Genomic DNA, 23,397 nt, shown 5'->3' with positions numbered 1-23,397 from the left:
CCCATGCAAACCAAACCTGAAAAAGATATCGAACTGCGCAACAAGGTCAACCGCGAAACGGCACGTCTGCCATGGACCGAGCTGCTCAAGCATTTTGCCCAGGGTAATGTGGTGTGGATCGCCGATACGCTCGATTTGGTCGATGTCGCGGTGCGCATTTCGCACGACGACAAGGCCAATATTAGCCGCTGGATGGAAGCAGGCCTGCTGGCCAAGGTCAGCGATGAACAGGCCCAGCGCTGGCTGGAAACCAATGCCGAACTCTGGGCCTGCGTGGTCAGCCCCTTCATCCTGGTGCAGCAGCAGAAGGCTGTAGCGACCAGCGTACACTGATATACTAGGCGTTACGGGCAGCCTGCGCCAGTTGCAGCGCCAGCCCGTTATGCCGTTCTATCAGCGCAGGCAAATCCAGCGTGGCCAGCTGGCCAGCGCGCACCACGACGCGGCCATGAATGATGCTGTAGTCCACCGCTGGCGGAGTGCAGAATACCAAAGCCGCGACCGGATCGTGTAACGCACCGGCGGTCGCAATTCCATCCATGCGGAACAGCACCAGATCGGCCGACATGCCCCGCTTGAGCGCGCCGATATCATCGCGATTGAGTACACGGGCACCACCCAGCGTAGCCAGTTCCAGCGCCTGCCGTGCCGTCATGGCGTCCGGCCCAAAACCCACGCGCTGCAGCAGCATGGCCTGACGTACTTCGCCGAGCATATGGCCTGCGTCATTGGAAGCACTGCCATCCACACCCAGCCCCACCGCTACGCCACGATCGAGCATCTTGCGGATCGGAGCGATGCCGGAGGCGAGGCGCATATTCGAGCACGGACAATGAGCAATGCCTGTGCCCGTGCGGGCGAACAGATAGATGCCGTCATCGTCCAGCTGAACGCAGTGGGCATGCCAGACATCCGGCCCTACCCAGCCGCAGTCTTCCGCATATTCGGCCGGCGTCATATTGAATTTTTCGCGACTGTAGGCGATATCATTGGCGTTTTCCGCCAGATGGGTATGTAGCGACACACCATAGCTACGCGCCAGCGCTGCCGCCTCCTTCATCAGATCGCGCGAGACGGAAAACGGCGAACAGGGCGCCACCACGATGCGCTGCATGGCGTGGCGGCCGGCGTCGTGATACTGCTCGATCAGGCGCTGGCTATCTTTCAGGATGGCTGCTTCGCATTCCACCACACGGTCAGGCGGCAGTCCCCCTTGCGACTGGCCCACGCTCATGGCGCCGCGCGCAGCATGGAAGCGCATGCCGATCTCGCTGGCAGCTTCAATACTGTCATCGAGCCTGCAGCCATTCGGATAGATGTAAAGATGATCGCTGCTGGTGGTGCAGCCAGACAGTATCAGTTCGGCCATCGCGGTCTGGGTCGAAACCCGCACCATCTCCGGCGTCAGACCGGCCCATACGGGGTATAAATTGGTCAGCCAGTTAAACAGTTCGCCGTTCTGCGCGGCCGGTATGGCGCGCGTCAGGCTCTGGTACATATGGTGATGGGTGTTGATCAGGCCGGGCAGCACCACATGGGCACTGGCGTCGATTACCTCGTCCGCCGACTGCGGCAGATCGGCGCTATAACCCACCTGCTCGATGACATGGTCACGGATAAATATCGCACCATCGGCCAGTTCGCGCCGCTGCTCGTCCATCGTGACGAGCACCCGCGCATTCCTGATCAGCAGAGTTCTACTCATGGCGTGGCAAACAGGTAGTTGCAGCTCTGATCGGCCGGATCACGCTGCAGGATGCGGTCGTACAGGCCCAGATTGCCAGCCATGGTGCGCTCCAGATCTTCCGGCAGCAGCAGGCGCGCACGTATCAGGTTCTCTGCTGCAGCGCGCACGGCGGCAGCAAAATCGTCGCGGGTCGGGTAGCGTTCGGCCAGACTGGGGCGCGGATCGCCCGCCGCCAGACGCTCCGCCTCGGTGCGGGCAAACGGTACAAAGCTGCCATCGAAGCGCGAGGTAGCCCAGGCAAAGCCCGTTACAGGTGCACGCAGATTCCAGCCCGTATGGGTGCCCAGTGGCGCCTGCACTTCCACCAGTCGCACCCCGCCTTTGTCATTGCCATCGGCATCCGGCACCGGCACCAGCGTTTCGTATGCAGCGCCCTGTTTCGGCGGCACGGTATCGGCGATACCGAAGCGTTCGTAGCGCCAGCCGAATTTCAGCCTCGGTTCGCGCAGATTCTGCTCGGGCGGCGTAATCCCCAGACCTTTCGGGAACACCGCATGGTAATCGGCGACGCTGGTTAGCGTGTGCTGATCCAGACTCGGGTAGGCGCTGGCAGGCGGCGCCTTGCCCTGACTGGTCCATTCATCCAGCGCCAGCACCAGTGCGCGCATAGTGGTGTAGTGGTCGCTGGTAGAGACGCAGGCCGTGAACGGTGCGCGCGTGCGCGAACGTCCCACATAATGCTGCGCCCCCATCAGGCCATACAGGCGCACATTCTCTGGTGGCGCCACATCGGCCAGTCCATCCGGCGTGGTCGCGATCAGCGAAGCGCCGCGGTTCCAGAATTCGGTAGAGGTGTTGGCGATGAATAGCTTGGGCAAGCGCCCCTGCCGGTCACGCGCTCTGTCGAGAGTGGATGCGGTCTTGCCGCTGACGGGATCGCGCGTGAGCGTGGCCGTGAACGGGAAAGCGTCAGCCGGATAGTCGTGCTCCTCCAGCATGGACGGATGGCGGGTCGGCTGCACGAAGCGGCTATTGAAACCGGCCGAGCCACCGGCGCCGGGCACGTGCAGATAGGCGCCATCGAATACCAGCTTGCCCCCTTCATCCACATTCAGACCATCATGCAGCATGCGGCCGATCAGGCGGCCGGACTGGCTGATGCCGAACATCAGAATATTTTTCGGCACAGGAGCACCTTCCAGCGGATGGTCGCGCAGGTAGGACAGCAGATCGCGTATCCCCGCCATGCCGGCACCGGCCACATACGGGTCACGCGCCACATAGCTTAGTTCATAAATCACATCGGGCTGAAAGCCGCCTTCCAGCCGTATCCGCCCCGGACCACCGGCCTGCGCCGGTTCGACAAACTGCCAGCTACTGCGGGCAACAGGCCGGCGCGGATCTTGCGGCCGGCGACGCTGGGTCAGTTGGGCATGCGGATCGTTAGGCGTGGCCGGTTCATAGGTCAGGCCCCGCATGCCCGCATACGTGGCGATGTCGCTGACGGCATTCACGGTGAACTCATTATTCACCCTGCCCTGCAAGCCTTTCAGTACGGGCGGCGCCAATACCAGCGGGCGTGCCGCTGGTGCGGCCGGCGCCACATCCCAGGTCCATGCGGAAAACAGCAGACTGAATCCGTGCCGCATCAGGAAGCCATCGCCGGCATCGGCCGCCGTGCTGGGGTCGTTATTGGCCGGGCTGCGGCCATTGATCTGCCCCAGCATGGCGATACCGCCACGGTTGTTGACGTCGTAGATCAGCGTGGTCGGCTTGCCGTGCACTGGTCGCAGCAGCACGAACTCGCTGGAGAAGTGCACGCGCCCGTATTCGTCACGCGGCGCCCGCCCTAGATCGATGATGCTGGCATTGGCACGGTCACGCGGATCGAGCGCAAAGTGGGCAACACCGCGGATCTTTTCGTAGGCTCCCGTCTCGCCGTAGCTGGTGCCGGCCGCAAATGGCACGCGCTCGCGAATTTCGATGCGCTCCACTGCGCCCTGTGCCGGCGCATAAGCGCCAGCCAGCAGAGCCAGCGCTACGGCACTAGCCACCCGATCGAGCTTCAGGCTCAGGCGCTTCAGCATACGTCCACCCAAGTCCCTGCCGTCACGCTGGCGATCATGGCGGGTGTAATGCGCACGGCACTATTGATAGAGCCGGCTGCCGGTAGCACTTCGTCGTAATTATTCAGCGACTGGTCCAGATAGACAGGAATCTCCTGCGCCAGCCCGAACGGACAGACGCCGCCGACAGGATGACCAGTAATATCGGCCACTTCGTCCGGCGCCAGCATCTTGCCTTTACCGAAAGCGTCCTTGAATTTGCGGTTATCGATACGTGCCACGCCGCTGGCCACCAGCAGAATGATCTTGCCCTCCCCCAGCCGGAACGCCAGCGTCTTGGCGATCCGGCCCGGCTCCACCCCGTGCGCTTCGGCAGCCAGTGCTACGGTGGCGGTACTCACATCCAGTTCGATGATGGGCATCTGCATGTCGCGAGCGACGAAAAAATCACGTACCGATTGCAAACTCATATTGCTAGTGTCCTCCTCCAAGGTAGGCCGCGATCACCTTGGGATCTGTTTTCAGGCTCTCCGCCGGGCCGTGGACGGAGATACTGCCATTCTCCAGCACATAGCCATAATCGGCAACGTTTAGTGCAGCAGCGGCAAACTGCTCCACCAGTAGCATGGTCACGCCTTCCGTCTTCAGACGCTGGATAATGCGGAACACTTCCTCCACCAGTATCGGCGCCAGACCCATCGAAGGTTCATCCAGCAGAATGACCTCGGGATTGAGCATGACCGCGCGCGCCATGGCCAGCATCTGCTGCTCGCCGCCCGACAGCGTACCGGCCAGCTGGGTCTGCCGCTCTTTCAGGCGGGGGAACAGTTCCAGCGCCTTGTCCAGATCGTGCTTGATATCGCCTTTGGGGCGGGCGCGAGTGAACCGGGGAAAGGCCCCCAGCAGCAGGTTGTCCAATACCGTCATCGATGCGAACACCCGCCGCCCTTCCGGTGAATGTGCCAGTCCGGCGCGGGCTATCCGGTGCGAATCGACGCCGGTAATATCCTTGCCGTCCAGCGTCACTTTGCCCCCCTTGGGCTTGAGCATGCCGGAAATGGCACGCATAGTGGTGGTTTTGCCGGCTCCGTTGGAGCCGATCAGCGTCACCAGCTTACCTTTGGGGACTTCCAGCGAGATACCGTGCAGGACTTCGACTTTGCCGTAGGCGGCCTGCAGATTTGAAATCGAAAGCATGGGCTATCCTTATCTGTCTATTCAGTACGCCGCTGGCGCTTTGGTACCGCCGTGTTCTTCACCGCTACCGCCAAGGTAAGCCTCGATCACCTTGGCATCGTTCTGCACAGCGCTAGGCACGCCTTCGGCAATCTTCTGGCCAAAGTCCAGCACTGTCACCGTATCGGACAGCGCCATCACCACGTCCATGTGGTGCTCGATCAGGATGATGGTAATGCCGTGATCGCGGATCTTGCGGATAATCGCCATCAGTTCCTTGATATCGGGCGCCGTCAGGCCCGCCGCCGGTTCATCCAGCAGCAGCAGACGGGGGCTAAGCCCCAGCGCACGGCCGATTTCCAGCAGGCGCTGCTTGCCATACGGCAGATTGCGCGCTTCCTCGTTGGCCATGGCAGACAGGCCGACGAATTCGAGGATGCTGGCGGCCCGTTCGCGCGCGGCCTTTTCTTCGGCCTTGTAGCGCGGCGTCTGCAGCATCACATCCAGCACATTCGATTTGAAAGTATTGTGCAGCCCCACCAGCACATTCTCGGTGGCCGTCATTTCGCCGAATAGCTGCACGTTCTGGAAGGTGCGCGCCACACCGCCCAGCGCAATCTCGGATGGCGTGCGACCGGAAATCACGGCACCGGCAAAGCTGACCTTCCCGCTAGTGGGCTTGTAGATCCCCGTCAGCACATTCATCATGGTGCTCTTGCCGGAACCGTTAGGCCCGATCAGGCCATGCACCGAACCCTGTATCACGTTCAGATCCACCTGATTCAGCGCTTTCAGGCCGCCGAACTGCATCAGGATCTGGTCCACCTGCAACAGCGTACTGCCAGCCGCTCCGCCCTGGGCACGATCAAACGGTGCCACACCGCTGGCGGCCACACCACGCGCATGCTGGGCACCCCGTCCCATCAGGTTCTGCAGGAAGCCCACAATACCGTCCTGCAGGTAGTACACCACGAACAGCGTCATCAGGCCAAAGATCGTCAGGCGCCAGTCGACAATGTTCTCCAGCTTGAATGACGTGGCAGCCATACCGATGGTCGCCACCAGCGGCACCATCACGCCACGCAGCGTGCTACGCTTTTTAGCCAGCATCAGGGCCGAACCCAGCACACCGAGCACGGCGGCGGCAACGGCGATCTGGCGGAACAGCTCTATATCGGCCAGCAGGCTAGGCAGCATCACCACGATCAGCGCGCCGATCAGCGAACCGGAACGGGTCTTGCGGCCGCCCATGATCACGGCCAGCAGGAACAGAATGGTCAGCTCGAAGTTGTAGGTATTGGGCGAGATGTATTCTTCCGAATAGGCATACAGGCTGCCCGCCAGACCGGCAAAGCCGGCGCTGATGATGAAGGCATACACCTTGTAGCGATATACCGAGACACCCATGCAGTCGGATGCAATCGGGCTATCGCGCAGCGCTTCGAAGGCCCGCCCCAGATTCGACTTGAGCACACGGTGCACGATCACCAGCGCCAGCACCATCAGCACGGCCACCATGTAGTAGTAGCTGACTTCACTGAGCTTCTGACCAAAGATCACCGGCTTGGCGATCTTGATGCCCATCGGGCCTTCCGTCAGGAAGGTCATCTCGTTGATCAGAATCTGGATGATGGTGCCGAAAGCCAGCGTCACCATGGCCAGATAGGGCCCCGTCACACGCAGCGCGGGCAGCGCAAGGATGGCGCCGAACACGGCGGCGCTGGCAATACTGGCCGGTATCGCCACCCAGAACGGCGCACCGAGTTTGAATACCAGCACGCCGGTGGCATACGAACCGATGCCGAACAGCCCAGCGTGACCAAGCGATACCTGCCCCGTATAGCCGACCACGATATCGAGGCCGAACAATAGTATCGCGTAGATCAGTATCGTTTCGAATAGATGGATATAGTAAGGATTAGGAATCAGCACCGGATACAGTGCCAGTACTGCCAGTCCGAGTACGCTTGCGGCGAGTAGCTTCTTGTTCATGTAGACCTCAGACTTTCTTGATGGCGGCTTTGCCGAACAGGCCGGACGGTTTCACCGCCAGCACCAGCAACAGCAGCAGCAAGCCCGGCACTTCCTTGTAGCCGGTCGAGATGTAATAGCCCGTCATGGTTTCGGCGATACCCAGTATCAGCCCGCCGACGATCGCCCCCACGCCCGAAGTCAGGCCACCGATGATGGCCACGGCGAAAGCCTTCAGCCCCAGCGAAGCCCCCATGGTGGCCCCCGTCAGCGTGAGTGGCGCCACCAGCACACCGGCAAACGCCGCCGTCGCCGAGGACAGCGCATACGAAAAAGTAATCACCATGCCGGTATTAATCCCCATCAGGCCGGCCGCATCGCGGTCATTGGCGGTCGCAACGACGGCTTTGCCGTAGATGGATTTGCGGTTGAACAGTTCGACGGCCGCCATGATGGCCAGCGCGCCCACAATCACGGCGATCTGCATGGGCTGTACATTGGCGCCGAAGATTTCGATCGGTGCGGAACTGAGCGGCATAGGGAAAGTCAGGTCATCCTTGCCCCAGATGTTTTCCGCCACGTTTTTAAAGATAATGGCCAGCGCGATGGTGGACATGATCCAGCCGAATTCCGATTTGATCTTGATGGCGGGCCGCACCCCTATCCATTCAACGAACATACCCTGTAGCGCGCCGAATACGATCACCAGCGGGATCATCAGCAGATAGCTCATGTAAGGGCCGCCGTGGATATTACCCACCAGACTGAGGCCGACCAGCGCGCCCAGCATCAGTGATTCGCCCTGACCGAAATTGAGGGTGCCGGAAGTGGCAAAGGTTAGCTGGTAGCCGAAAGCGATGACGGCATAGATCATGCCGAGCGCAATGCCACTGAAAGCCAGTTGCAGCAGAATTTCCATATTGACCACCGATAGGTTGTATCGATAAGAAAAAGGCCAGACTTGACGTATCAAGACTGGCCAGAACCAGAACCGTGCGGCTTACTTACCGGCCGCCACGACTTTACCGTCCTTGACTTCACCGAATACGGTGATATCGGCCGTGATGGCTTCGTGATTATCCTTGCTATACGGTTTGCTATAGGTGGTGACCACGCCTTCGATCTTCTCGTTCAGATTCTCCAGCGCCGCCTTCACTTTCGGCCCCTCGGTGGTGCCAGCCTGCTTGATGGCAGCTGCCAGCAGATAGATGGAATCGTAACCCTGCGCTGCCGACACTGGCGAAGGCATGCGGTCGCCCGGCGGATGGTAGGCTTTGACATAAGCGTCGATAAAGGCTTTACGCTTGGGCGTATTCGGATCCTGAATAAAGGTTTGCGGCATGCGGGTGCCGTTGCCGTTCTTGCCGGCGTTGTCGATGAAGTTGGCCATCGACAGGGTCCAGCTACCGATCAGCGGCACTTTCCAGCCCAGCTTCTCCATGCCGTTGGCGATCTGCGCCAGCTCGGGACCGATACCGTAGGTCAGCACCACTTCCGCGCCGGCCTGCTTGGCTTTCAGCAGCTGGGCCGTCATATCGACGTCCTTCAGGTTGTACTTCTCGGTGGCGACGGCTTTCATGCCCTTCTTGTCGAGTGCCTTCTCCAGATCTTCGCGACCCAGCTGACCGTAGTTGGTGGAGTCCGCCAGAATCGCCACCTTCTTGAATTTGCGGTTATCGACCGCTTCCTGCACGATCATGTGCGACTGGATGGTGTCATTGGCCGAGTTGCGGAAGATGTAGTTCTCCGGCTGATCGGCGAACTGCTTGGTGATGATGGAGCCGGTGGCCACGTTGTTCATCACGGGGATCTTGGCATCCTGATAGAAGCGCTGCGACGCCAGCGCCACGCCGGTGTTGATATAGCCAACGGTGGCGACCACGCGTTCCTTGTTGATCATCTCCTGCGCGATCTGTACGCCGCGCTCGTTCTTGGCTTCGTCATCGCGTTCTATCAGCTGGATCTGGCGGCCCAGCAGGCCGCCTTTGGCATTGATTTCCGCCACGGCCAGCTTGACGCCGTCACGCATGGAAACGCCCATGGGCGCTGAGCCGCCCGTGAACGGACCGGCTACGCCGATCTTGATGGGGTCTGCCGCCATGGCGCCAGCCGAAAAACCGAGTGCTATCCCTGCAACGAGCAACTTCAACTTGAAAGTCATCTGCTATCTCCTGTTATGTAACGTTCTTATGGTGTCGAGTACATCGAAACTATGCTGAAACTATGCTGAAACTACGCTGGAAATACGGCTAGATTACGCCCCATCGATGGTGCATTGTAGGGGGCTTATCTAGCGCGAGCAACAGATACATGTGCGGCATCGCACAACGCCAAAAGGCCTGCTGCAACAGGCCTCGTTGTAAGTTCGCTGTAAGGAAGATTACCTAGCTGCGCGGGCTTTACATGCCCGAAGTACGGCGCTCCAGTGCGCGCTGGGCAAAGCGCATCTGGGTTTCATATAGCGCCTCATTGCGCTCGAAGCCCATGGAACCATCACGCAGACCGATGGCCATAGCCATCACGGCATCGGGATACTCCAGATCGGCGGCCTTCTCTATCCAGCGACGCGCCACCAGTTCATCCCGTTTCACGCCTTCGCCGCGCAGATACAGGTGGGCCAGTGCGAACATCGCGGCCGGCATCTGATGCCGGGCCGAGAACGACAGCCAGTGCGCTGCCGCCTTGGCATCGGCCTTCGCACCCATACCGTTACGGTACATCATGCCCAGATAGTAGGCGGCCTGCGCATCGCCAGCCTTGGCCGCTGTGCTGAACAAGGCGAACGCCTTGGGCAGATTGACTGCTACCTCGGCACTACCGCGCAGATACAGGCGGGCCTGATCGACCGGCCCGGCGCAGACCGTACCCGCCATCATCAGGATGGCTGCAAGCGCCGCCGGCAGCAGGCGCACCCGTTTAGTGCATTGCTTATTCATAGTGACAAATCTATTGCGTACAAGGCCAGCCCTTTACCGCCGCCATCATCGTTGTTTAACTGGGTAATGCCGCGCAAGCCGGCCTGTTCGGCCAGTTCCAGCAACTGTGGCGCCGAGTGGAACACCACCGGAGCACGGGTTTTAAGCGGCGCGAAACGCCAGCTACGCTGGGCGCCGTCGCGGCTGTAATTGAGCTGACGCCGTGCGCGGATATAGCTGATCAGCACATCACGGCTGGCATCCGGCGCGGCCAGCACGGTGCGGCTGCCATCGAGTGCCGGGAAAGCGCCGCCACCACTGGCACGGTAGTTATTGGTTGCCACCAGAAACTGCTGGTTCGACGCCACGTCAACGCCCCGATAGATCAGGCGGCTGATGCGCTGTCCTACCGGCTGGCTGATGTCGATCTGATAGCTGACGTCAGCATCGGTCAGCACATCGAAGTTAAATCCGGGCACCGCCGGATTGACCAGTTCCTGCGGCGTGCTGCTGTCCGGATCGATACGGTTGAAGCGCTCGGCCGATTTTTCCAGCCATGCGCGCAGCTCCGCCCCGCTCACCCGCACCACTTGCAATGCATTCGGATACAGGTAAAGATCGGCCACATTATTCAACGCCAGCCCACCGGCCAGTACATCGGTGTAATCGGCCGCACCGGCGGCACCGGTTTTGAAGGGCGAGGCCATAGACAGCACTGGCAGGCCGCCCCAAGATGGCCGGCTGCTTTCGATATAGCGCCGCACATAATCCGTCTGCGCCTGATTCACCACCTGTAGCGCCGTCACATCCCCCACATCGGCAAAATAGCTACTCATGCGGAAGTCACTTTGCCCTACCGGCGACTGTACGTAGCGGATCGTGGCTTCATGCTCGGCTGCCACCAGACTGGCCAGCGCCGCATCGGGCGCCACATAGCTGCGGTCGGCCTGGCGCGTTGCGCGCACTTCCACCGTGCTGGCATCACGCTCGATCTGCCAGCGCCGACCATCGTGACGCAACTGCAGCCCCACCACGCCCAGATGCTTGCCCCATAGATTAGCCATCACGGCGGGCACACCATGGACGCGGCCCCGTACCTTATCGATGCCGGCCAGATTAAAAGCCGGCAGCTGGCTATCCGCTTGCGGGAAGCTCTGGTGTGCATGCCCCATTAGCAGCACATCGACGCCGGGCACTTGCGCCAGATAATAGCCCGCATCTTCCATCGCCGCCGTGTAGGGCGCACCATCCAGACCACCATGCGCCAACGCAATCACCACATCGGCGCCCTCGGCGCGCATCTGCGGGATATATTTGAGTGCCGCCTCGCGCATACCTTCGGCATACACCTTGCCCTCCAGCGCACGCTGATCCCACTGCAACACGGCAGGAGGCGTAAAGCCGATAATACCGATGCGTAGGCTGCTGCGGATGGCCGTACCGTCCGGCGCCGTGGCGCTGATCTGGCGCTGCAAAATACGGTAAGGTGGGAATAGCGGCTGGCGCGTGCGGCTGCTATAGATATTCGCCAGCACCAGCGGGAAAGCGGGACCAGCGCACCGCGCCGCGCCGGCGGCGACGCCATCGACTTCGAAATGGCTGGCCGTAACCTGATTCAAATAAGGCAGTCCGTAATTGAATTCGTGGTTGCCGATGCCGCCGCCATCGTAGGCCAGCTGGTTCATGGCCTTGTAGATGGCCAGCGTCTGCGCGCAAGAAACCGGCGCTACCAGCGCCTGATAGTCGGCCAGCGCTGTGCCCTGTATGGCATCGCCATTATCCAGCAGCACATTATTGGGATACTCTTTGCGTGCAGCAGCGATCAGATTCGCCGTACGTTCCAGTCCGATGGAAGGATCGGCCTTCAGCTTGTAGTAGTCGTAACCCACCAGATTGGCATGCAGATCGGTCGTTTCCAGTACACCCAGCTTGGCGCGGCTGCCCGCCGGCGGCGCGGCGTCATGCGGCAGGCTGACGCAAGCCGTCAGGCTGGTCGCCAGAGTGGCCGCCAATAAGGCAGACAGCATCGTTAGGCGGCGCGCCACAGTGGCACGATGAAACACTGATCGCATGGGTGAGCGGTTTCCAGAAATGTAATTGTTTTGACAACGACACACTGCGCGAAATCATACGCAGACAGCGTGCCGACCACAAGTAACATGCGGCTCAGAGGCGAGATATTACCTGTTTTGTGGCATAAATGGCAGCATTTCACCATCCCCTTCCCAAACAAAACTTGATCATGGGAGCTGGGCGAGAAGCAAGTCATCCGGTGGTGCGAGCAGCATTGTGTGTTATTTTGACAATTTCCTCATTTTAAACATTCGAAAATCTTTATGCAAAACGCAGAAAATTTGCATCCTAAGCTGTCGCCGCCACTCGATGAGCAATCCGCTCCGGCAAATATGTCAGCCGCCTCAGACGGCAAAACATTTTCGGACGACTGGCGCACATGGATAGCCGAAAATATCGTATTAAGCAATTCTCTATCTGGAATGCATGAAATATTAATCCAGCAAGGGTTTAGTGAGGAAGTCGCACGCAGCGAAATCGAATTGGCACTTCAAAGTCCCTATCTAAAGGGGTCAAAACGGCTGCAGAATAAACTATTGAAGCGCGACTGGGTATTGGGAATCTATCAAAAGCTTTCTCGCCTGGCACCTCAATCGGTGCCCCGTTGTCACCAATTGTCGGGGGGGGATTTTTTACATAATTTCTACATGAAAAACCAGCCCGTCATCATTACCGGAATGATGGACGACTGGGCTGGAATGCAGCTGTGGAGCATGGACTATTTCAAGAAAATCCTCCCCGACGCCGAAGTTCAAATTCAGTGGGGTCGAGAAAAGGATCCGCATTACGAAGCCAATAGTGAAACTCACCGAAAAATACTGAGGTTCGAGGAATATATTGATTTAATTGAAACCAGAAGCCCGACCAATGATTTCTACATGACAGCCAATAACGATGGTTTAAATAAAAGAAATCTATCCACATTATGGAAAGATATCGGCCCGCTAAAAGAATATCTGACCGCTTGCGAAGATCGACAGGGGTTCTTATGGCTAGGTCCGGCGGGCACCCTAACACCGTTCCATCATGATTTAACCAATAATCTTATGGCTCAGGTAGTAGGGAGAAAACGAATTAAAATTATTCCTGCGCATGACATTACACGGTTACCCAACCCGTTTCACTGTTTTACCCCACTAGATGGAACGCAAATGCTTGCATCGACCTTTCCCGTAAACGAAACCGATCCTATGGTTCTGGAGTGCGTCATAGAACCAGGGGAGATTCTGTTTTTGCCAGTCGGCTCATGGCATTTCGTAGAAGCTCTGGATATCTCGGCCACCATGTCCTTTACCAATTTCAAATGGGACAATGATTTTTACTCCAGCTATCCGGACCATACTCAGTTCTAATGTCATCGACATGCTGGAAGTTGCCTGGAAGCCAAGCGAGGTCGATGACTGGAAGAACAAGGTTAGATCGCTACAAGAACAGGGCCTGCATAGGGTATAATCTAAGGTTTGATTTCAGCCTGAGAAAAGAAGAAAACATGGAAGCCGAACGCATCAACTCCCTCTCCGCCCTGCTCGCCGATCTGACCACGCGCGAAGCCGAACTTCGGAGGTATCTTTGACTTCGATAAGAAGTCGGAGAAACTCGAACAGGTAAACGAAGAACTGGAAGATCCTACCGTCTGGAACGAGCCGAAAAAGGCTCAGGATCTGGGCAAGGAAAAGAAATCGCTGGAAGCAGTGGTATTTACCCTGACCAAGGCCAATACCGACCTGCAGGACATGGGCGATCTGTTCGCCATGGCCAAGGAAGAAGGCGATGACGACACGCTGGAAGCGCTGATCGTCGATGCGGAAGAAGTCCGTAAAGTCATCGAAGGCATGGAATTCCGCCGGATGTTCAACAATCCTATGGATCCGAATAACTGCTTCATCGACATTCAGGCCGGTGCCGGCGGTACCGAAGCGCAGGACTGGGCTTCCATGCTGCTGCGCCAGTACTTGCGCTACGCGGAACGCAAAGGCTTCAAAGTCGAAGTCATGGAACAGTCGGACGGCGAGGTCGCCGGCATCAAGACCGCCACCATCAAGGTGGAAGGCGATTACGCCTATGGCTTCCTGCGCACGGAAACCGGCGTACACCGTCTGGTACGCAAGTCGCCGTTCGATTCGTCCAACGGCCGCCACACTTCGTTCACGTCGCTGTTCGTCTATCCGGAAGTGGATGACTCGATCGATATCGAAGTCAATCCGGCCGATCTGCGTATCGACACCTACCGTGCATCCGGCGCCGGTGGTCAGCACATCAATAAAACCGACTCCGCAGTGCGTCTGACCCACGGCCCGACGGGCATCGTCGTGCAATGCCAGAATGACCGTTCGCAGCACCGCAACAAGGCCGAGGCAATGGAAATGCTGAAAGCCAAACTGTACGAACTGGAACTGCGCAAGCGTATGAGCGAGCAGCAGAAACTGGAAGACTCCAAGACCGATGTGGGCTGGGGCCACCAGATCCGTTCCTACGTGCTCGATCAGTCGCGCATCAAGGATCTGCGTACCAACTTCGAAACGGGTAATACCAAGGGCGTACTGGACGGCGATCTGGACGACTTCATTTCCGCTTCGCTGAAACAGGGCGTCTAATGACCAGCACTCCGGCCCGCGCCTTCATCTTCGATATGGACGGCACCCTCGTCGACAACATGGCTTACCACATGCAGTCGTGGCTGAGCTTCATGCAGCAACAGGGGCTGAATCCCGAACCGGATGCGTTCTTCCGCGCTACCGCGGGACGCACCAGCCACGAGATTCTGGCCGCCTATCTGGGCGAACATCTGTCGCGCGAGGACTATGCCCGCTTCGATCAGGAAAAGGAATCGCTCTACCGCGAACTGTATGCGCCCCATCTGGCGCCCGCAGGCGGACTGGAAGCTTTCATGGCGAGCGCCAAGCGTGCCGGCGTGCGTATGGCAGTGGCCACCGCTGCGCCGAAAGAAAACATCGACTTCACGCTGGATGGACTGGATCTGCGCGCCGAATTCGCCGCCATCGCCGGTGCTGCCGACGTAGCCCGCGGCAAACCGCATCCGGACGTGTTTCTGCTGGCAGCCGAACGGGCCGGCACCCGCCCCGAACACAGCATCGTGTTCGAGGATGCACCGCTGGGCGTAGAAGCAGCACGCCGCGCCGGCATGCGCGCCGTAGTGCTGACCACTACCCTGCCAGCGGAAGCGTTCGCCGGTTTCGATAACATCATTGCCATGGCGCGCGACTTCAGCGAACTCGATGTCGAATCGCTGTTTGCCAGCGCCGCCGTATAACTCACTATCACCACCTCAACAGAAGAAATGACCATGACTACGGATCATCACGAACACCCAGCGCATGACGAAAACAAGATCATCGCCGAGCGCCGCGCCAAGCTGGCCGCCATCCGCGAACAAGGCGTAGCCTTCCCGAACGACTTCAAGCCGGAACACAAGGCGGCCGATCTGCATGCGCAATTTGGCGAGAAGACCCGTGAAGAGCTGGAAGCGACTCCCGTCAACGTGGTGCTGGCTGGCCGTATGATGCTGAAACGCGAAGCTGGCAAGAAAGCCGCTTTCGCCACGCTGCAGGATTCGTCGGGCGCACGCGCCGATGGCCGTATCCAGATCTACGTCACGCTGGACCTGACGGGCGAAGCTGCCATGGCCGCGCTGCACCACTACGACCTGGGCGACATTCTGGGCGTGACCGGTACCCTGTTCAAGACCAAGACCGATGAACTGACCATCAAGGTCAGCACCCTGCGTCTGATCACCAAGTCGCTGCGTCCGCTGCCGGACAAGTTCCACGGTCTGGCCGATCAGGAAACCAAATACCGTCAGCGCTATGTTGATCTGATCATGAACGAAGAGACGCGCCGTACGTTCAAAGCGCGCACCGCTGCCATCTCGTCGATGCGCCGTTTCATGGAAAAGAACGCCTTCATGGAAGTGGAAACGCCGATGCTGCACACCATCCCCGGTGGCGCTGCGGCCAAGCCTTTCATCACCCACCACAATGCGCTGGACATGCAGATGTTCCTGCGTATCGCGCCTGAACTGTACCTGAAGCGTCTGGTGGTAGGTGGCTTCGACCGCGTGTTCGAGATCAACCGTAACTTCCGTAACGAAGGCGTGTCGATCCGTCACAACCCAGAATTCACCATGATGGAGTTCTACGCGGCCTACACCGACTACAAATGGATCATGGACTTCACGGAAGAAATCATCCGTCAGGCCGCCATCGATGCACACGGCACCGCCACCCTGACCTACGGCGGCCGCGAGCTGGATCTGGCCAAGCCATTCCATCGCCTGACCATCGTCGAAGCCATCAACAAGTATGCACCGGGCTACACCCCTGAGCAGCTGACCGACATGGAATTCCTCACCAAGGAACTGGCCAAGTTCGGCGTCAAGCCGTTCGCCACGTCCGGTCTGGGCGCGCTGCAACTGGCGCTGTTCGAAGAAACCGCCGAAGCCCAGCTGTGGGAACCGACTTTCATCATCGACTATCCAGCCGAAGTATCGCCACTGGCACGCGCCTCCGATACGCAGGCCGGCATCACCGAACGCTTCGAGCTATTCATGGTGGGCCGCGAAATCGCCAACGGCTTCTCCGAGCTGAACGACGCCGAAGACCAGTCGGCCCGCTTCCTCGCTCAGGTAGCCGCCAAGGATGCCGGTGACGAAGAAGCCATGTTCTACGACGCCGACTACATCCGCGCGCTGGAATATGGCATGCCGCCAGCCGGTGGTTGCGGTATCGGTATCGACCGTCTGATGATGATCATCACCGATTCGCCTAACATCCGTGACGTGCTGCTGTTCCCGCACCTGCGCCGCGAAGAGTAAGCATAGCGCTATGCATCCTGAGTATGTATAGCAAAAGGCCCGCCAAGTGCATTCACTCGGCGGGCCTTTTTCATGGCGCTAGCATTTGCGCGCGCGGCTTATACCAGCATACCGCCCGACGCTTCAATACGCTGGGCGTTGATCCAGCCGCTACGCTGATCGAGCAGACTGGCCACGGCACCGCCGATATCATCGGCTTCGCCGACGCGACCCAGCGCCGTCGCTGCCGCTACATGGGCGTTGATTTGCGGGTTATCGCGCACCACGCCGCCACCGAAATCGGTCGCAATCGCACCGGGCGCCAGTGTGTTGACACGGATACCGCGCGGGCCCAGTTCCTTGGCCAGATAGCGGGTCAGCACTTCCACCCCGCCCTTCATGATCGCGTACACCGCCTTGCCCGGGAAGGAGAAGCGCGCCAGACCGCTGGACACATTCAGAATCTGGCCACCATCGGCCAGCAGCGGTAGCAGCGTCTGGGTCAGGAAGAACACCCCTTTCAGGTGCACGTTCAGCATCTCGTCGAACTGCTGCTCGGTGGTGTCGGCAAACGACACGTCGGCGCCATTGCCGGCGTTATTCACCAGCGCATCGAACTGCGAGCGGCCAAATTCGCTGGCCAGCACGGCAGCAAGGCGGCTGCGGCAATCGGCAAAGCCGGCCACCATGCCGCTATCGAGCGCCAGTGCAGCGCCTTTACGGCCCAGCGCACGCACTTCTGCCAGCGTGGCTTCGGCCGCGTCGGCGCGTTCTTTGTAGGTAATCACCACATCCCAGCCGGCACGGGCCAGATGGATGGCGGCCGAACGGCCCAGTCCACGGCTACCGCCAGTAATCAGGGCCACACGGCCGTTCGATGCTGGCTTGCTGCTTACGATATTGTTGCTCATGTCAGACTCCTATCTCGTTCATGCTCGCCACGTGGAGCAGATGGAATAGAGTGTAATTCCGTATAATGTCCGGATAAACTGCGTAAATCCGACATCACTGATCAAAAAATGAAACCAATCCAGACGGAAGACCTCAGAATTTTTAGCTGGGTAGCTAGACTGGGCAGCTTTACCCGCACGGCCGACCAGCTCCAGCTACCGCGCGCCACCATCTCGAACGCCATCCAGCGACTGGAAGAACAACTAGGCGCACGCCTGCTGCAACGGACGACACGGCGCGTACAGATCACGCGCGAAGGCGCCGATCTGCTGGAACGCTGCGACCGTCTGCTCGATGATCTGGATGACATCAGTGCCCTGTTCCGTCAGGGTGATCAGCTACGGGGACGTATTCGTGCCGACATGCCGCTAGGGCTGGCAGCGCAGGTCGCCGCCCATCTGGGGGAATTCCTGGTCAGCCACCCGCAACTACAGGTGGATCTGTTCAGCACCGACCGCCGTGTCGATCTGCTCAGCGAAGGCTTCGATCTGGTGGTGCGGGTGGGCGCGGTGGTGGATCAGTCGCTGGTGGCACGGCCACTGCCGCCACTGGAACTGATCAATGTGGCCAGCCCCGCGTATCTGGCGCGCCATGGCACCCCGGCCACGCTGGATGATCTGGCGCAGCACTGGCTGGTCAACTACCAGCCCAATCCGGCAAGTCAGCCAGCCGGTTTTGAATATTACGATGCGGCCAGCGACCAGACCCGCTATCTCGCCATGGGACACAAGGTCAGTGTGAATAACAGTCTGGCGTATAGCGCGGCCTGCCGCGGCGGACTAGGTATCGCCCAGTTACCGCAGTCGGCCGCGCAGGCCGACCTACAGGCCGGCCTGCTGGTACAGGTGCTGCCCGACTATCTGCCTGCGCCCATGCCCAGCCACATCCTGTTCCCGCACCGGCGCAATATACCCAAGCGGGTGCGGGTGTTTGCCGACTGGCTGACGGGCATGGTGCAGACCATGCGCTAGGCGCGACTTACTGGATCACGCGGTAGCAAGGCGTGTAATGTTTGCCGGCCAGTTTCATGCGGTGCTGGACGACGAAGGAAGCCAGCAGCTTATCCATCGGTTCCATGATCTCCTTGTCGCCGTGGATTTCGAACACGCCATGCTTTTCGACGGCACGGATGCCCTCTTCCTTCACATTGCCCGCCACCACCCCGGAGAAGGCGCGGCGCAGATTGGCCGCCAGCAGGTGAACCGGCTGCTGCTTGTGCAGACTCAGTTTGCGCATATTTTCGTGGGTCGGTGCGAACGGCCGCTGGAATTCGTGGTCGATCTTCAGTCCCCAGTTGAAGTAATAGGCATCGCTGCGCTGCTTGCGGTATTCGCGTACTTGCTTGATCCCTTCCTGCATTTCACGGGCCACCAGCTCCGGATCATCGATGATGATCTTGTAGCGCTGCTGCGCTTCCGGTCCCAGCGTGTCGTGGATGAACTGGTTAATCTGCACGAAGTATTCGCGCGACGTCTCCGGCCCCGTAAAGATCAGCGGGAACGGAATCTCGGCGTTTTCGGGGTGCAGCAGGATGCCGAGAATGTACAGTATCTCCTCGGCCGTACCGGCACCACCGGGGAACACCACGATGCCATGACCCGTACGCACAAACGCTTCGAGACGCTTCTCGATATCGGGCATGATCACCAGTTCGTTGACGATAGGATTAGGCGACTCGGCAGCGATGATGCCCGGCTCGGTAATCCCCAGATAGCGGCCATTGGTAAAGCGCTGCTTGGCGTGACCGATGGTGGCACCCTTCATCGGCCCTTTCATGGCGCCAGGGCCGCAGCCCGTGCAGATATCCAGATCGCGCAGGCCCATCTGGTAACCCACTTCCTTGGAATAGGTATATTCGGCGCGGTTAATCGAATGGCCGCCCCAGCACACTACCAGTTTCGGGTTGAGCATGGGCTTCAGCACATCGGCATTGCGCAGGATATGGAACACGGCATCGGTAATGCCTTCCGTGCTCTCCACATCGAACTTGGGATTGTCGCTGATTTCGCTGCTGACGAAGACGATATCGCGCAGCACCGCGAACAGATGCTCGTGTATGCCCTTGATCATTTTGCCATCAACAAAAGCGATGGCGGGTGCGCCCTTGATATCGAGCTTGATGCCGCGCTCGCGCTGCAGAATGCTGATATCGAACGATTCATACCGTTCCAGCAGTTCCTTGCCATCGTCGATGGTGCTGCCGCAATTGAGCACTGCCAGTGCGCAGCGGCGCAAAGTATTAAACAGGCCGCCCTGACTGGTATCGAGCAGTTTGGCCACCTCCGCCTTGGACAGGACTTCCAGATGTCCTTCCGGCGAAATCAGGGTATCGACAACGTCATGTTCCATGATGCGTAAATCCTTATTCAATTTCGATGCACGACACAGAGTGCCGCGCCCTCAATATACGACAAACGGCTGCTGTGCGGGGCTGAGATTGTGCATACCTGCCATGGTTAATTTAATAGCACAAATGCCACAACTTTACGAACTACACATCAAATTGCCCGTTGGCGGCGATTTGTAGATTAAAATGGCGCCCACCTGACTCCCCACGAGGGAAACAGGCAGACTTTTTTTCGATCATAAAAAATAGGAGAAGCCGCATGAGCGGTGCGACCACCATCAATACGGAAGCGAAGATTCCCGAATTCAAACAGATCTTGGGCCATCCCGCCCCGCTCTGGATGCTGTTCATGACCGAGTTCTGGGAGCGTTTTGCCTTCTACGGCATACGCTGGGCCCTGGTTCTCTACGTCGTGGCCCAGTTCTATAGCGGCGACTCAACGGGCGAATCGGCCGCCAATCTGGTGTACGGCTCCTATCTGGCGCTGGTATATGCAGCAGCGCTGTTCGGCGGCTATGTGGCCGACCGTGTGCTTGGCTATCAGCGCTCGATTCTGGTCGGCGCCTCGTTCATGGCCGCCGGCCTGTTCATGATTGCCTTCCCTGACCAGACCGTATTCAAGTTCGGCCTGGCCACCATCATCGTCGGTAACGGCATGTTCAAGCCTAACATCTCGACCATGGTAGGCAAGCTGTATAGCTCGGCCGATCCACGGCGCGATTCCGGCTTCACCATTTTCTACATGGGCATCAACTCGGGCGCGCTGGTCGCACCGGTGCTGACCGAGTGGCTGGCTTCCGCCATCTTCGGCAACCACGGCATGCCTGCCTATAAAGTGGTATTCCTGTCGGCCGGCGTCGGTATGCTGGTGAGTCTGGTATGGTTCTTCATCGGCCGCGCCCAGCTGAAAGGCATCGGCGCTCCAGACGAAAGCAATGCTGATCCTAAGCGCATGATCTACGTGGTACTGGGCTCGCTGTGCGTGATTCCACTGGTGTACTTCCTGCTGGCCGCTGGCGCAGCCAACCTGCAGATCGTGCTGACTGGCCTGTTCATTCTGCTGTCCGTGATGCTGCTGGTTGAAGGCATCCGCAATGGCAAAGTAGCCCGCGACAAAGTCATCGCCATGCTGCTGATCTTCTTCTTCAACATCATGTTCTGGATGTTCTTCGAGCAAGCAGGTAGCTCGTTCACCTTCCTGGCCGACAAGATCGTTGACCGCGTGATGTTTAACTGGACCTTCCCTGTAGCGTGGTTCCAGACCGTGAACTCGCTGGCCATCATCACCTGCGCACCGATCATCGCCTTCATCTGGGTGGCTATGCGCAACGCCAATCCTTCGATCCCGCGTAAATTCGGTATCGGCCTACTGTTCAACGGCGCAGCCTTCGGTCTGCTAATGTACGCGCTGTCGATGCTTGTGAATGTCGATAACAAAATCCCGTTCTGGACCCTGTTCATGGTCTACGTGCTGCAATCGATCGGTGAGCTGTGCCTGTCGCCTATCGGCCTGTCGATGGTGACCAAGCTGGCACCTACCCGCCTGGTTGGTCTGGGCATGGGCGGCTGGTTCCTGTCTACCGGTATCGGCAACAACCTGTCGGGCATCTTCGCTTCCCACGTCAGCGGCGAGGCCGGTATGTCCGTCACCTCGGCCCTGAGCGGCTACACCTTCGGCTTCTACTCGCTGATGGCGGGTGGCGTGCTGCTGTTCCTGATCGCTCCCCTGATCCAGAAACTGATGCACGGCGTGAAGTAATTCAGCTAGCGCCGCGCACGCGGCGCCTAGCGCAAAACGGCGCCTGATCCGCAAGGACAGGCGCCGTTTTCTCGTCGTCGCTTCCTATTTACACTGGACGGGATGGGCCAGTAGCCAGTCTTGCAGCCGCTGGGCCGCATAGGCAGGCAAGTGCAGACCCAGTTTGGAGCGACGCCACAGGATGTCCTGCGCCGTGCGGGCCCATTCATAGCGGCGTAGATATTCCACTTCCGCCGCGTACAGGCCGGGCAGGATTTCCTCACCCATCTCGGACAGCACGGTTTTCTGCGCCAGCAGCGTATGAAGCCGGGTGCCATAAGCACGCGCATAACGCGCCACCAGCAAGGAAGGTAACCAGGCATACTGGTTCTGCACAGTGCGCACCCAGCTATCGAACTCCAGAACCGAACGATTCTGCGGTTTGGCGCCGAAAATATCGCCGCCCGGCAGGCAGGCATCGTGCGTCCACGCCCCTTGGCGCTTGCCCAGCGCACGTACCACCTGATCGACCGCATCTTCGGCCAGCTTGCGATAGGTGGTGATCTTGCCACCAAAAACGCTCAGGAGAGGCGGCCCGTCGCTATCGACTTCCAGCCGGTAGTCGCGCGTGACGGCTTTGGCATCGGCACCATCTTCCACCAGCGGGCGTACGCCAGAATAAGTGGCCACCACATCGGCCGGTTCTACGGGACGGACGAAATACTCGCTAGCCAGCTGACACAGATAGCGGATTTCTTCCTCGCTGATGGCCACCTGATCGGGGTCGCCGTGATAATCCAGATCGGTGGTGCCGATCAGCGTGAATTCGCGCTCGTAAGGGATGGCGAACACGATCCGACCATCCCGATGCTGGAAAATATAGGCATGTTCGTGCTCGAAAATGCGCCGCACGATGATATGGCTGCCTTTAATCAGACGCAGATGGCCGCCACCTTCTTTGGGCACGGCAGCATGCAGCAGCTGCGCCGTCCACGGCCCGGCCGCATTCACCACATAACGCGCGTGTACCCGCACATCACCGCAGCCCTGCTTGTGCAGGTCGGCCTGCCAGCGTTCGCCCTGCCTTTGCAGCTTGCTGCACAACGTCTGGGTCAGAATAATGGCCCCCTTTTCTTCCGCGTCCATGGCGTTCAGCACCACCAGCCGGGCATCATCCACCCAGCCGTCGGAATAGATGTAACCGCAGCGGAACTCCGGCTTTAGCGGCTGGCCGGCCGGATGGCAGCGCAGATTGATGGCGGCCGAAGACGGCAGCAGTTCGCGCTTGGCCAGCAGATCGTAGAGTTTCAGGCCCGCCCGTATCATCCAGCTAGGCCGCAGGCCGGCCGCATGGGGCATGACGAAGCGCAGCGGCCACATGATGTGGGGCGCAGCGCGCAGCAGCACTTCCCGTTCGATCAGCGCTTTGCGCACCAGATTGAACTCGTAATATTCGAGATAGCGCAGTCCGCCGTGGATCAGTTTGGAGGAAGCCGACGAGGTATGGGCAGCCAGATCGTCTTTTTCGCACAGCACCACCGACAGTCCCCGTCCGGCCGCATCGCGCGCGATACCCACTCCGTTGATGCCGCCGCCGACGATCAACAGATCGCAATCGAGAGTGTGCTGCGGTTCCGCCATGTCTTCCCCGGTAATACGTTTA

19 protein-coding genes are annotated in these 23,397 nt (G+C 59.2%); 7 read left to right on the top strand and 12 right to left on the bottom strand.

Translation table 11 applies throughout. From position 1 onward, the window contains the following. The first annotated feature begins 3 nt into the window (after positions 1-3). A complete protein-coding gene (locus ABNT42_RS13655) occupies positions 4-333 on the top strand; it encodes a DUF2288 domain-containing protein (protein WP_348697793.1) in 330 nt (109 codons plus the stop codon). A gap of 4 nt (positions 334-337) precedes the next feature. Here the strand turns inward: ABNT42_RS13655 and ABNT42_RS13650 are convergent, their stop codons facing one another. From ABNT42_RS13650 to ABNT42_RS13610, 9 genes are all read right to left on the bottom strand, one after another. Beyond that, complete coding sequence (locus tag ABNT42_RS13650) at positions 338-1,705, bottom strand: 8-oxoguanine deaminase (protein WP_348697791.1); 1,368 nt, start codon at positions 1,703-1,705, stop codon at positions 338-340. After that, positions 1,702-3,774, bottom strand: a complete 2,073-nt coding sequence (locus tag ABNT42_RS13645; protein WP_348697789.1) for an alpha/beta hydrolase domain-containing protein — start codon at positions 3,772-3,774, stop codon at positions 1,702-1,704. The genes ABNT42_RS13650 and ABNT42_RS13645 overlap by 4 nt, the downstream gene beginning before the upstream one ends. After that, positions 3,768-4,223, bottom strand: a complete 456-nt coding sequence (locus tag ABNT42_RS13640; protein ID WP_348697787.1) for a YbaK/EbsC family protein — start codon at positions 4,221-4,223, stop codon at positions 3,768-3,770. The genes ABNT42_RS13645 and ABNT42_RS13640 overlap by 7 nt, the downstream gene beginning before the upstream one ends. A gap of 4 nt (positions 4,224-4,227) precedes the next feature. Then, on the bottom strand, positions 4,228-4,950 hold the full coding sequence (locus ABNT42_RS13635; protein WP_348697785.1) for an ABC transporter ATP-binding protein: 723 nt from the start codon (positions 4,948-4,950) through the stop codon (positions 4,228-4,230). A gap of 21 nt (positions 4,951-4,971) precedes the next feature. Further along, positions 4,972-6,921 carry a branched-chain amino acid ABC transporter ATP-binding protein/permease gene (locus ABNT42_RS13630; RefSeq protein ID WP_348697783.1) on the bottom strand — a complete coding sequence of 650 codons (1,950 nt, stop codon included), beginning with the start codon at positions 6,919-6,921 and terminating at the stop codon, positions 4,972-4,974. Positions 6,922-6,928: 7 nt separating this feature from the next. Next, on the bottom strand, positions 6,929-7,819 hold the full coding sequence (locus ABNT42_RS13625) for a branched-chain amino acid ABC transporter permease (RefSeq protein ID WP_348697781.1): 891 nt from the start codon (positions 7,817-7,819) through the stop codon (positions 6,929-6,931). 81 nt (positions 7,820-7,900) lie between these two features. Next, positions 7,901-9,061, bottom strand: a complete 1,161-nt coding sequence (locus ABNT42_RS13620; RefSeq protein WP_348697780.1) for an ABC transporter substrate-binding protein — start codon at positions 9,059-9,061, stop codon at positions 7,901-7,903. Positions 9,062-9,299: 238 nt separating this feature from the next. Then, positions 9,300-9,836, bottom strand: a complete 537-nt coding sequence (locus tag ABNT42_RS13615) for a sel1 repeat family protein (protein WP_348697778.1) — start codon at positions 9,834-9,836, stop codon at positions 9,300-9,302. Then, entirely contained in the window at positions 9,833-11,842 is a 2,010-nt protein-coding gene (locus ABNT42_RS13610) for a bifunctional 2',3'-cyclic-nucleotide 2'-phosphodiesterase/3'-nucleotidase (protein WP_348697776.1), read from the bottom strand. The genes ABNT42_RS13615 and ABNT42_RS13610 overlap by 4 nt, the downstream gene beginning before the upstream one ends. A gap of 309 nt (positions 11,843-12,151) precedes the next feature. Here ABNT42_RS13610 and ABNT42_RS13605 point away from each other — a divergent pair, with 309 nt between their 5' ends. The 4 genes from ABNT42_RS13605 to lysS all read left to right on the top strand — a co-directional run bounded on the left by ABNT42_RS13605 (position 12,152) and on the right by lysS (position 16,719). Then, positions 12,152-13,240, top strand: a complete 1,089-nt coding sequence (locus ABNT42_RS13605) for a cupin-like domain-containing protein (RefSeq protein WP_348697775.1) — start codon at positions 12,152-12,154, stop codon at positions 13,238-13,240. Between the two features lie 137 nt (positions 13,241-13,377). Further along, positions 13,378-14,482, top strand: a protein-coding gene (gene prfB / locus ABNT42_RS13600; RefSeq protein ID WP_161036937.1) for a peptide chain release factor 2 whose coding sequence is annotated in 2 segments (ribosomal slippage) — positions 13,378-13,458 and positions 13,460-14,482 — 1,104 coding nt in all. Because the reading frame shifts where the segments join, the coding sequence is not laid out codon by codon here. After that, positions 14,482-15,159, top strand: coding sequence for an HAD family phosphatase (locus ABNT42_RS13595; protein ID WP_348697773.1), 678 nt, complete (start codon positions 14,482-14,484; stop codon positions 15,157-15,159). The genes prfB and ABNT42_RS13595 overlap by 1 nt, the downstream gene beginning before the upstream one ends. Positions 15,160-15,192: 33 nt before the next feature. Continuing rightward, a complete protein-coding gene (gene lysS / locus ABNT42_RS13590) occupies positions 15,193-16,719 on the top strand; it encodes a lysine--tRNA ligase (protein WP_348697771.1) in 1,527 nt (508 codons plus the stop codon). Positions 16,720-16,817: 98 nt separating this feature from the next. Here lysS and ABNT42_RS13585 read toward each other — a convergent pair whose 3' ends face one another. Beyond that, positions 16,818-17,609: an SDR family oxidoreductase gene (locus ABNT42_RS13585; protein WP_348697769.1), complete on the bottom strand. Its 792-nt coding sequence runs from the start codon at positions 17,607-17,609 to the stop codon at positions 16,818-16,820. A gap of 108 nt (positions 17,610-17,717) precedes the next feature. On the opposite strand from ABNT42_RS13585, the gene ABNT42_RS13580 reads away from it, so the two are divergent. Further along, on the top strand, positions 17,718-18,620 hold the full coding sequence (locus ABNT42_RS13580) for a LysR family transcriptional regulator (protein ID WP_348697767.1): 903 nt from the start codon (positions 17,718-17,720) through the stop codon (positions 18,618-18,620). A 7-nt stretch (positions 18,621-18,627) separates the two neighbouring features. On the opposite strand, the gene ppnN is transcribed toward ABNT42_RS13580, so the two are convergent. Then, positions 18,628-19,998 (bottom strand): nucleotide 5'-monophosphate nucleosidase PpnN, encoded by a 1,371-nt coding sequence (gene ppnN / locus ABNT42_RS13575; RefSeq protein ID WP_348697766.1) that lies wholly within the window; start codon positions 19,996-19,998, stop codon positions 18,628-18,630. A gap of 257 nt (positions 19,999-20,255) precedes the next feature. Between ppnN and ABNT42_RS13570 the strand changes: the two genes are divergently transcribed. Next, the gene (locus ABNT42_RS13570; RefSeq protein ID WP_348697764.1) at positions 20,256-21,755 is read left to right on the top strand and encodes an oligopeptide:H+ symporter; all 1,500 of its coding nucleotides are present in this window, start codon (positions 20,256-20,258) and stop codon (positions 21,753-21,755) included. 84 nt (positions 21,756-21,839) lie between these two features. Here the strand turns inward: ABNT42_RS13570 and glpD are convergent, their stop codons facing one another. Next, positions 21,840-23,375 carry a glycerol-3-phosphate dehydrogenase gene (glpD, locus tag ABNT42_RS13565; protein ID WP_348697762.1) on the bottom strand — a complete coding sequence of 512 codons (1,536 nt, stop codon included), beginning with the start codon at positions 23,373-23,375 and terminating at the stop codon, positions 21,840-21,842. Positions 23,376-23,397 lie beyond the last annotated feature (22 nt).

The sequence above is a fragment of the Duganella fentianensis genome (genome assembly GCF_964031615.1).
Taxonomy (GTDB): Bacteria; Pseudomonadota; Gammaproteobacteria; order Burkholderiales; family Burkholderiaceae_D; genus Rugamonas; species Rugamonas fentianensis_A.
This window is presented reverse-complemented; position numbering and strand designations above follow the sequence as displayed.

Coding starts and splice junctions, on each gene's coding strand:
- ABNT42_RS13615 (WP_348697778.1), bottom strand. CDS start 9,836: ATGAATAAGCAATGCACTAAACGGGTGCGCCTGCTGCCGGCGGCGCTT.
- ABNT42_RS13585 (WP_348697769.1), bottom strand. CDS start 17,609: ATGAGCAACAATATCGTAAGCAGCAAGCCAGCATCGAACGGCCGTGTG.
- ABNT42_RS13620 (WP_348697780.1), bottom strand. CDS start 9,061: ATGACTTTCAAGTTGAAGTTGCTCGTTGCAGGGATAGCACTCGGTTTT.
- ppnN (WP_348697766.1), bottom strand. CDS start 19,998: ATGGAACATGACGTTGTCGATACCCTGATTTCGCCGGAAGGACATCTG.
- ABNT42_RS13650 (WP_348697791.1), bottom strand. CDS start 1,705: ATGAGTAGAACTCTGCTGATCAGGAATGCGCGGGTGCTCGTCACGATG.
- ABNT42_RS13580 (WP_348697767.1), top strand. CDS start 17,718: ATGAAACCAATCCAGACGGAAGACCTCAGAATTTTTAGCTGGGTAGCT.
- ABNT42_RS13645 (WP_348697789.1), bottom strand. CDS start 3,774: ATGCTGAAGCGCCTGAGCCTGAAGCTCGATCGGGTGGCTAGTGCCGTA.
- ABNT42_RS13595 (WP_348697773.1), top strand. CDS start 14,482: ATGACCAGCACTCCGGCCCGCGCCTTCATCTTCGATATGGACGGCACC.
- glpD (WP_348697762.1), bottom strand. CDS start 23,375: ATGGCGGAACCGCAGCACACTCTCGATTGCGATCTGTTGATCGTCGGC.
- ABNT42_RS13605 (WP_348697775.1), top strand. CDS start 12,152: ATGCAAAACGCAGAAAATTTGCATCCTAAGCTGTCGCCGCCACTCGAT.
- ABNT42_RS13630 (WP_348697783.1), bottom strand. CDS start 6,921: ATGAACAAGAAGCTACTCGCCGCAAGCGTACTCGGACTGGCAGTACTG.
- ABNT42_RS13655 (WP_348697793.1), top strand. CDS start 4: ATGCAAACCAAACCTGAAAAAGATATCGAACTGCGCAACAAGGTCAAC.
- ABNT42_RS13640 (WP_348697787.1), bottom strand. CDS start 4,223: ATGAGTTTGCAATCGGTACGTGATTTTTTCGTCGCTCGCGACATGCAG.
- ABNT42_RS13625 (WP_348697781.1), bottom strand. CDS start 7,819: ATGGAAATTCTGCTGCAACTGGCTTTCAGTGGCATTGCGCTCGGCATG.
- ABNT42_RS13635 (WP_348697785.1), bottom strand. CDS start 4,950: ATGCTTTCGATTTCAAATCTGCAGGCCGCCTACGGCAAAGTCGAAGTC.
- lysS (WP_348697771.1), top strand. CDS start 15,193: ATGACTACGGATCATCACGAACACCCAGCGCATGACGAAAACAAGATC.
- ABNT42_RS13570 (WP_348697764.1), top strand. CDS start 20,256: ATGAGCGGTGCGACCACCATCAATACGGAAGCGAAGATTCCCGAATTC.
- ABNT42_RS13610 (WP_348697776.1), bottom strand. CDS start 11,842: ATGCTGTCTGCCTTATTGGCGGCCACTCTGGCGACCAGCCTGACGGCT.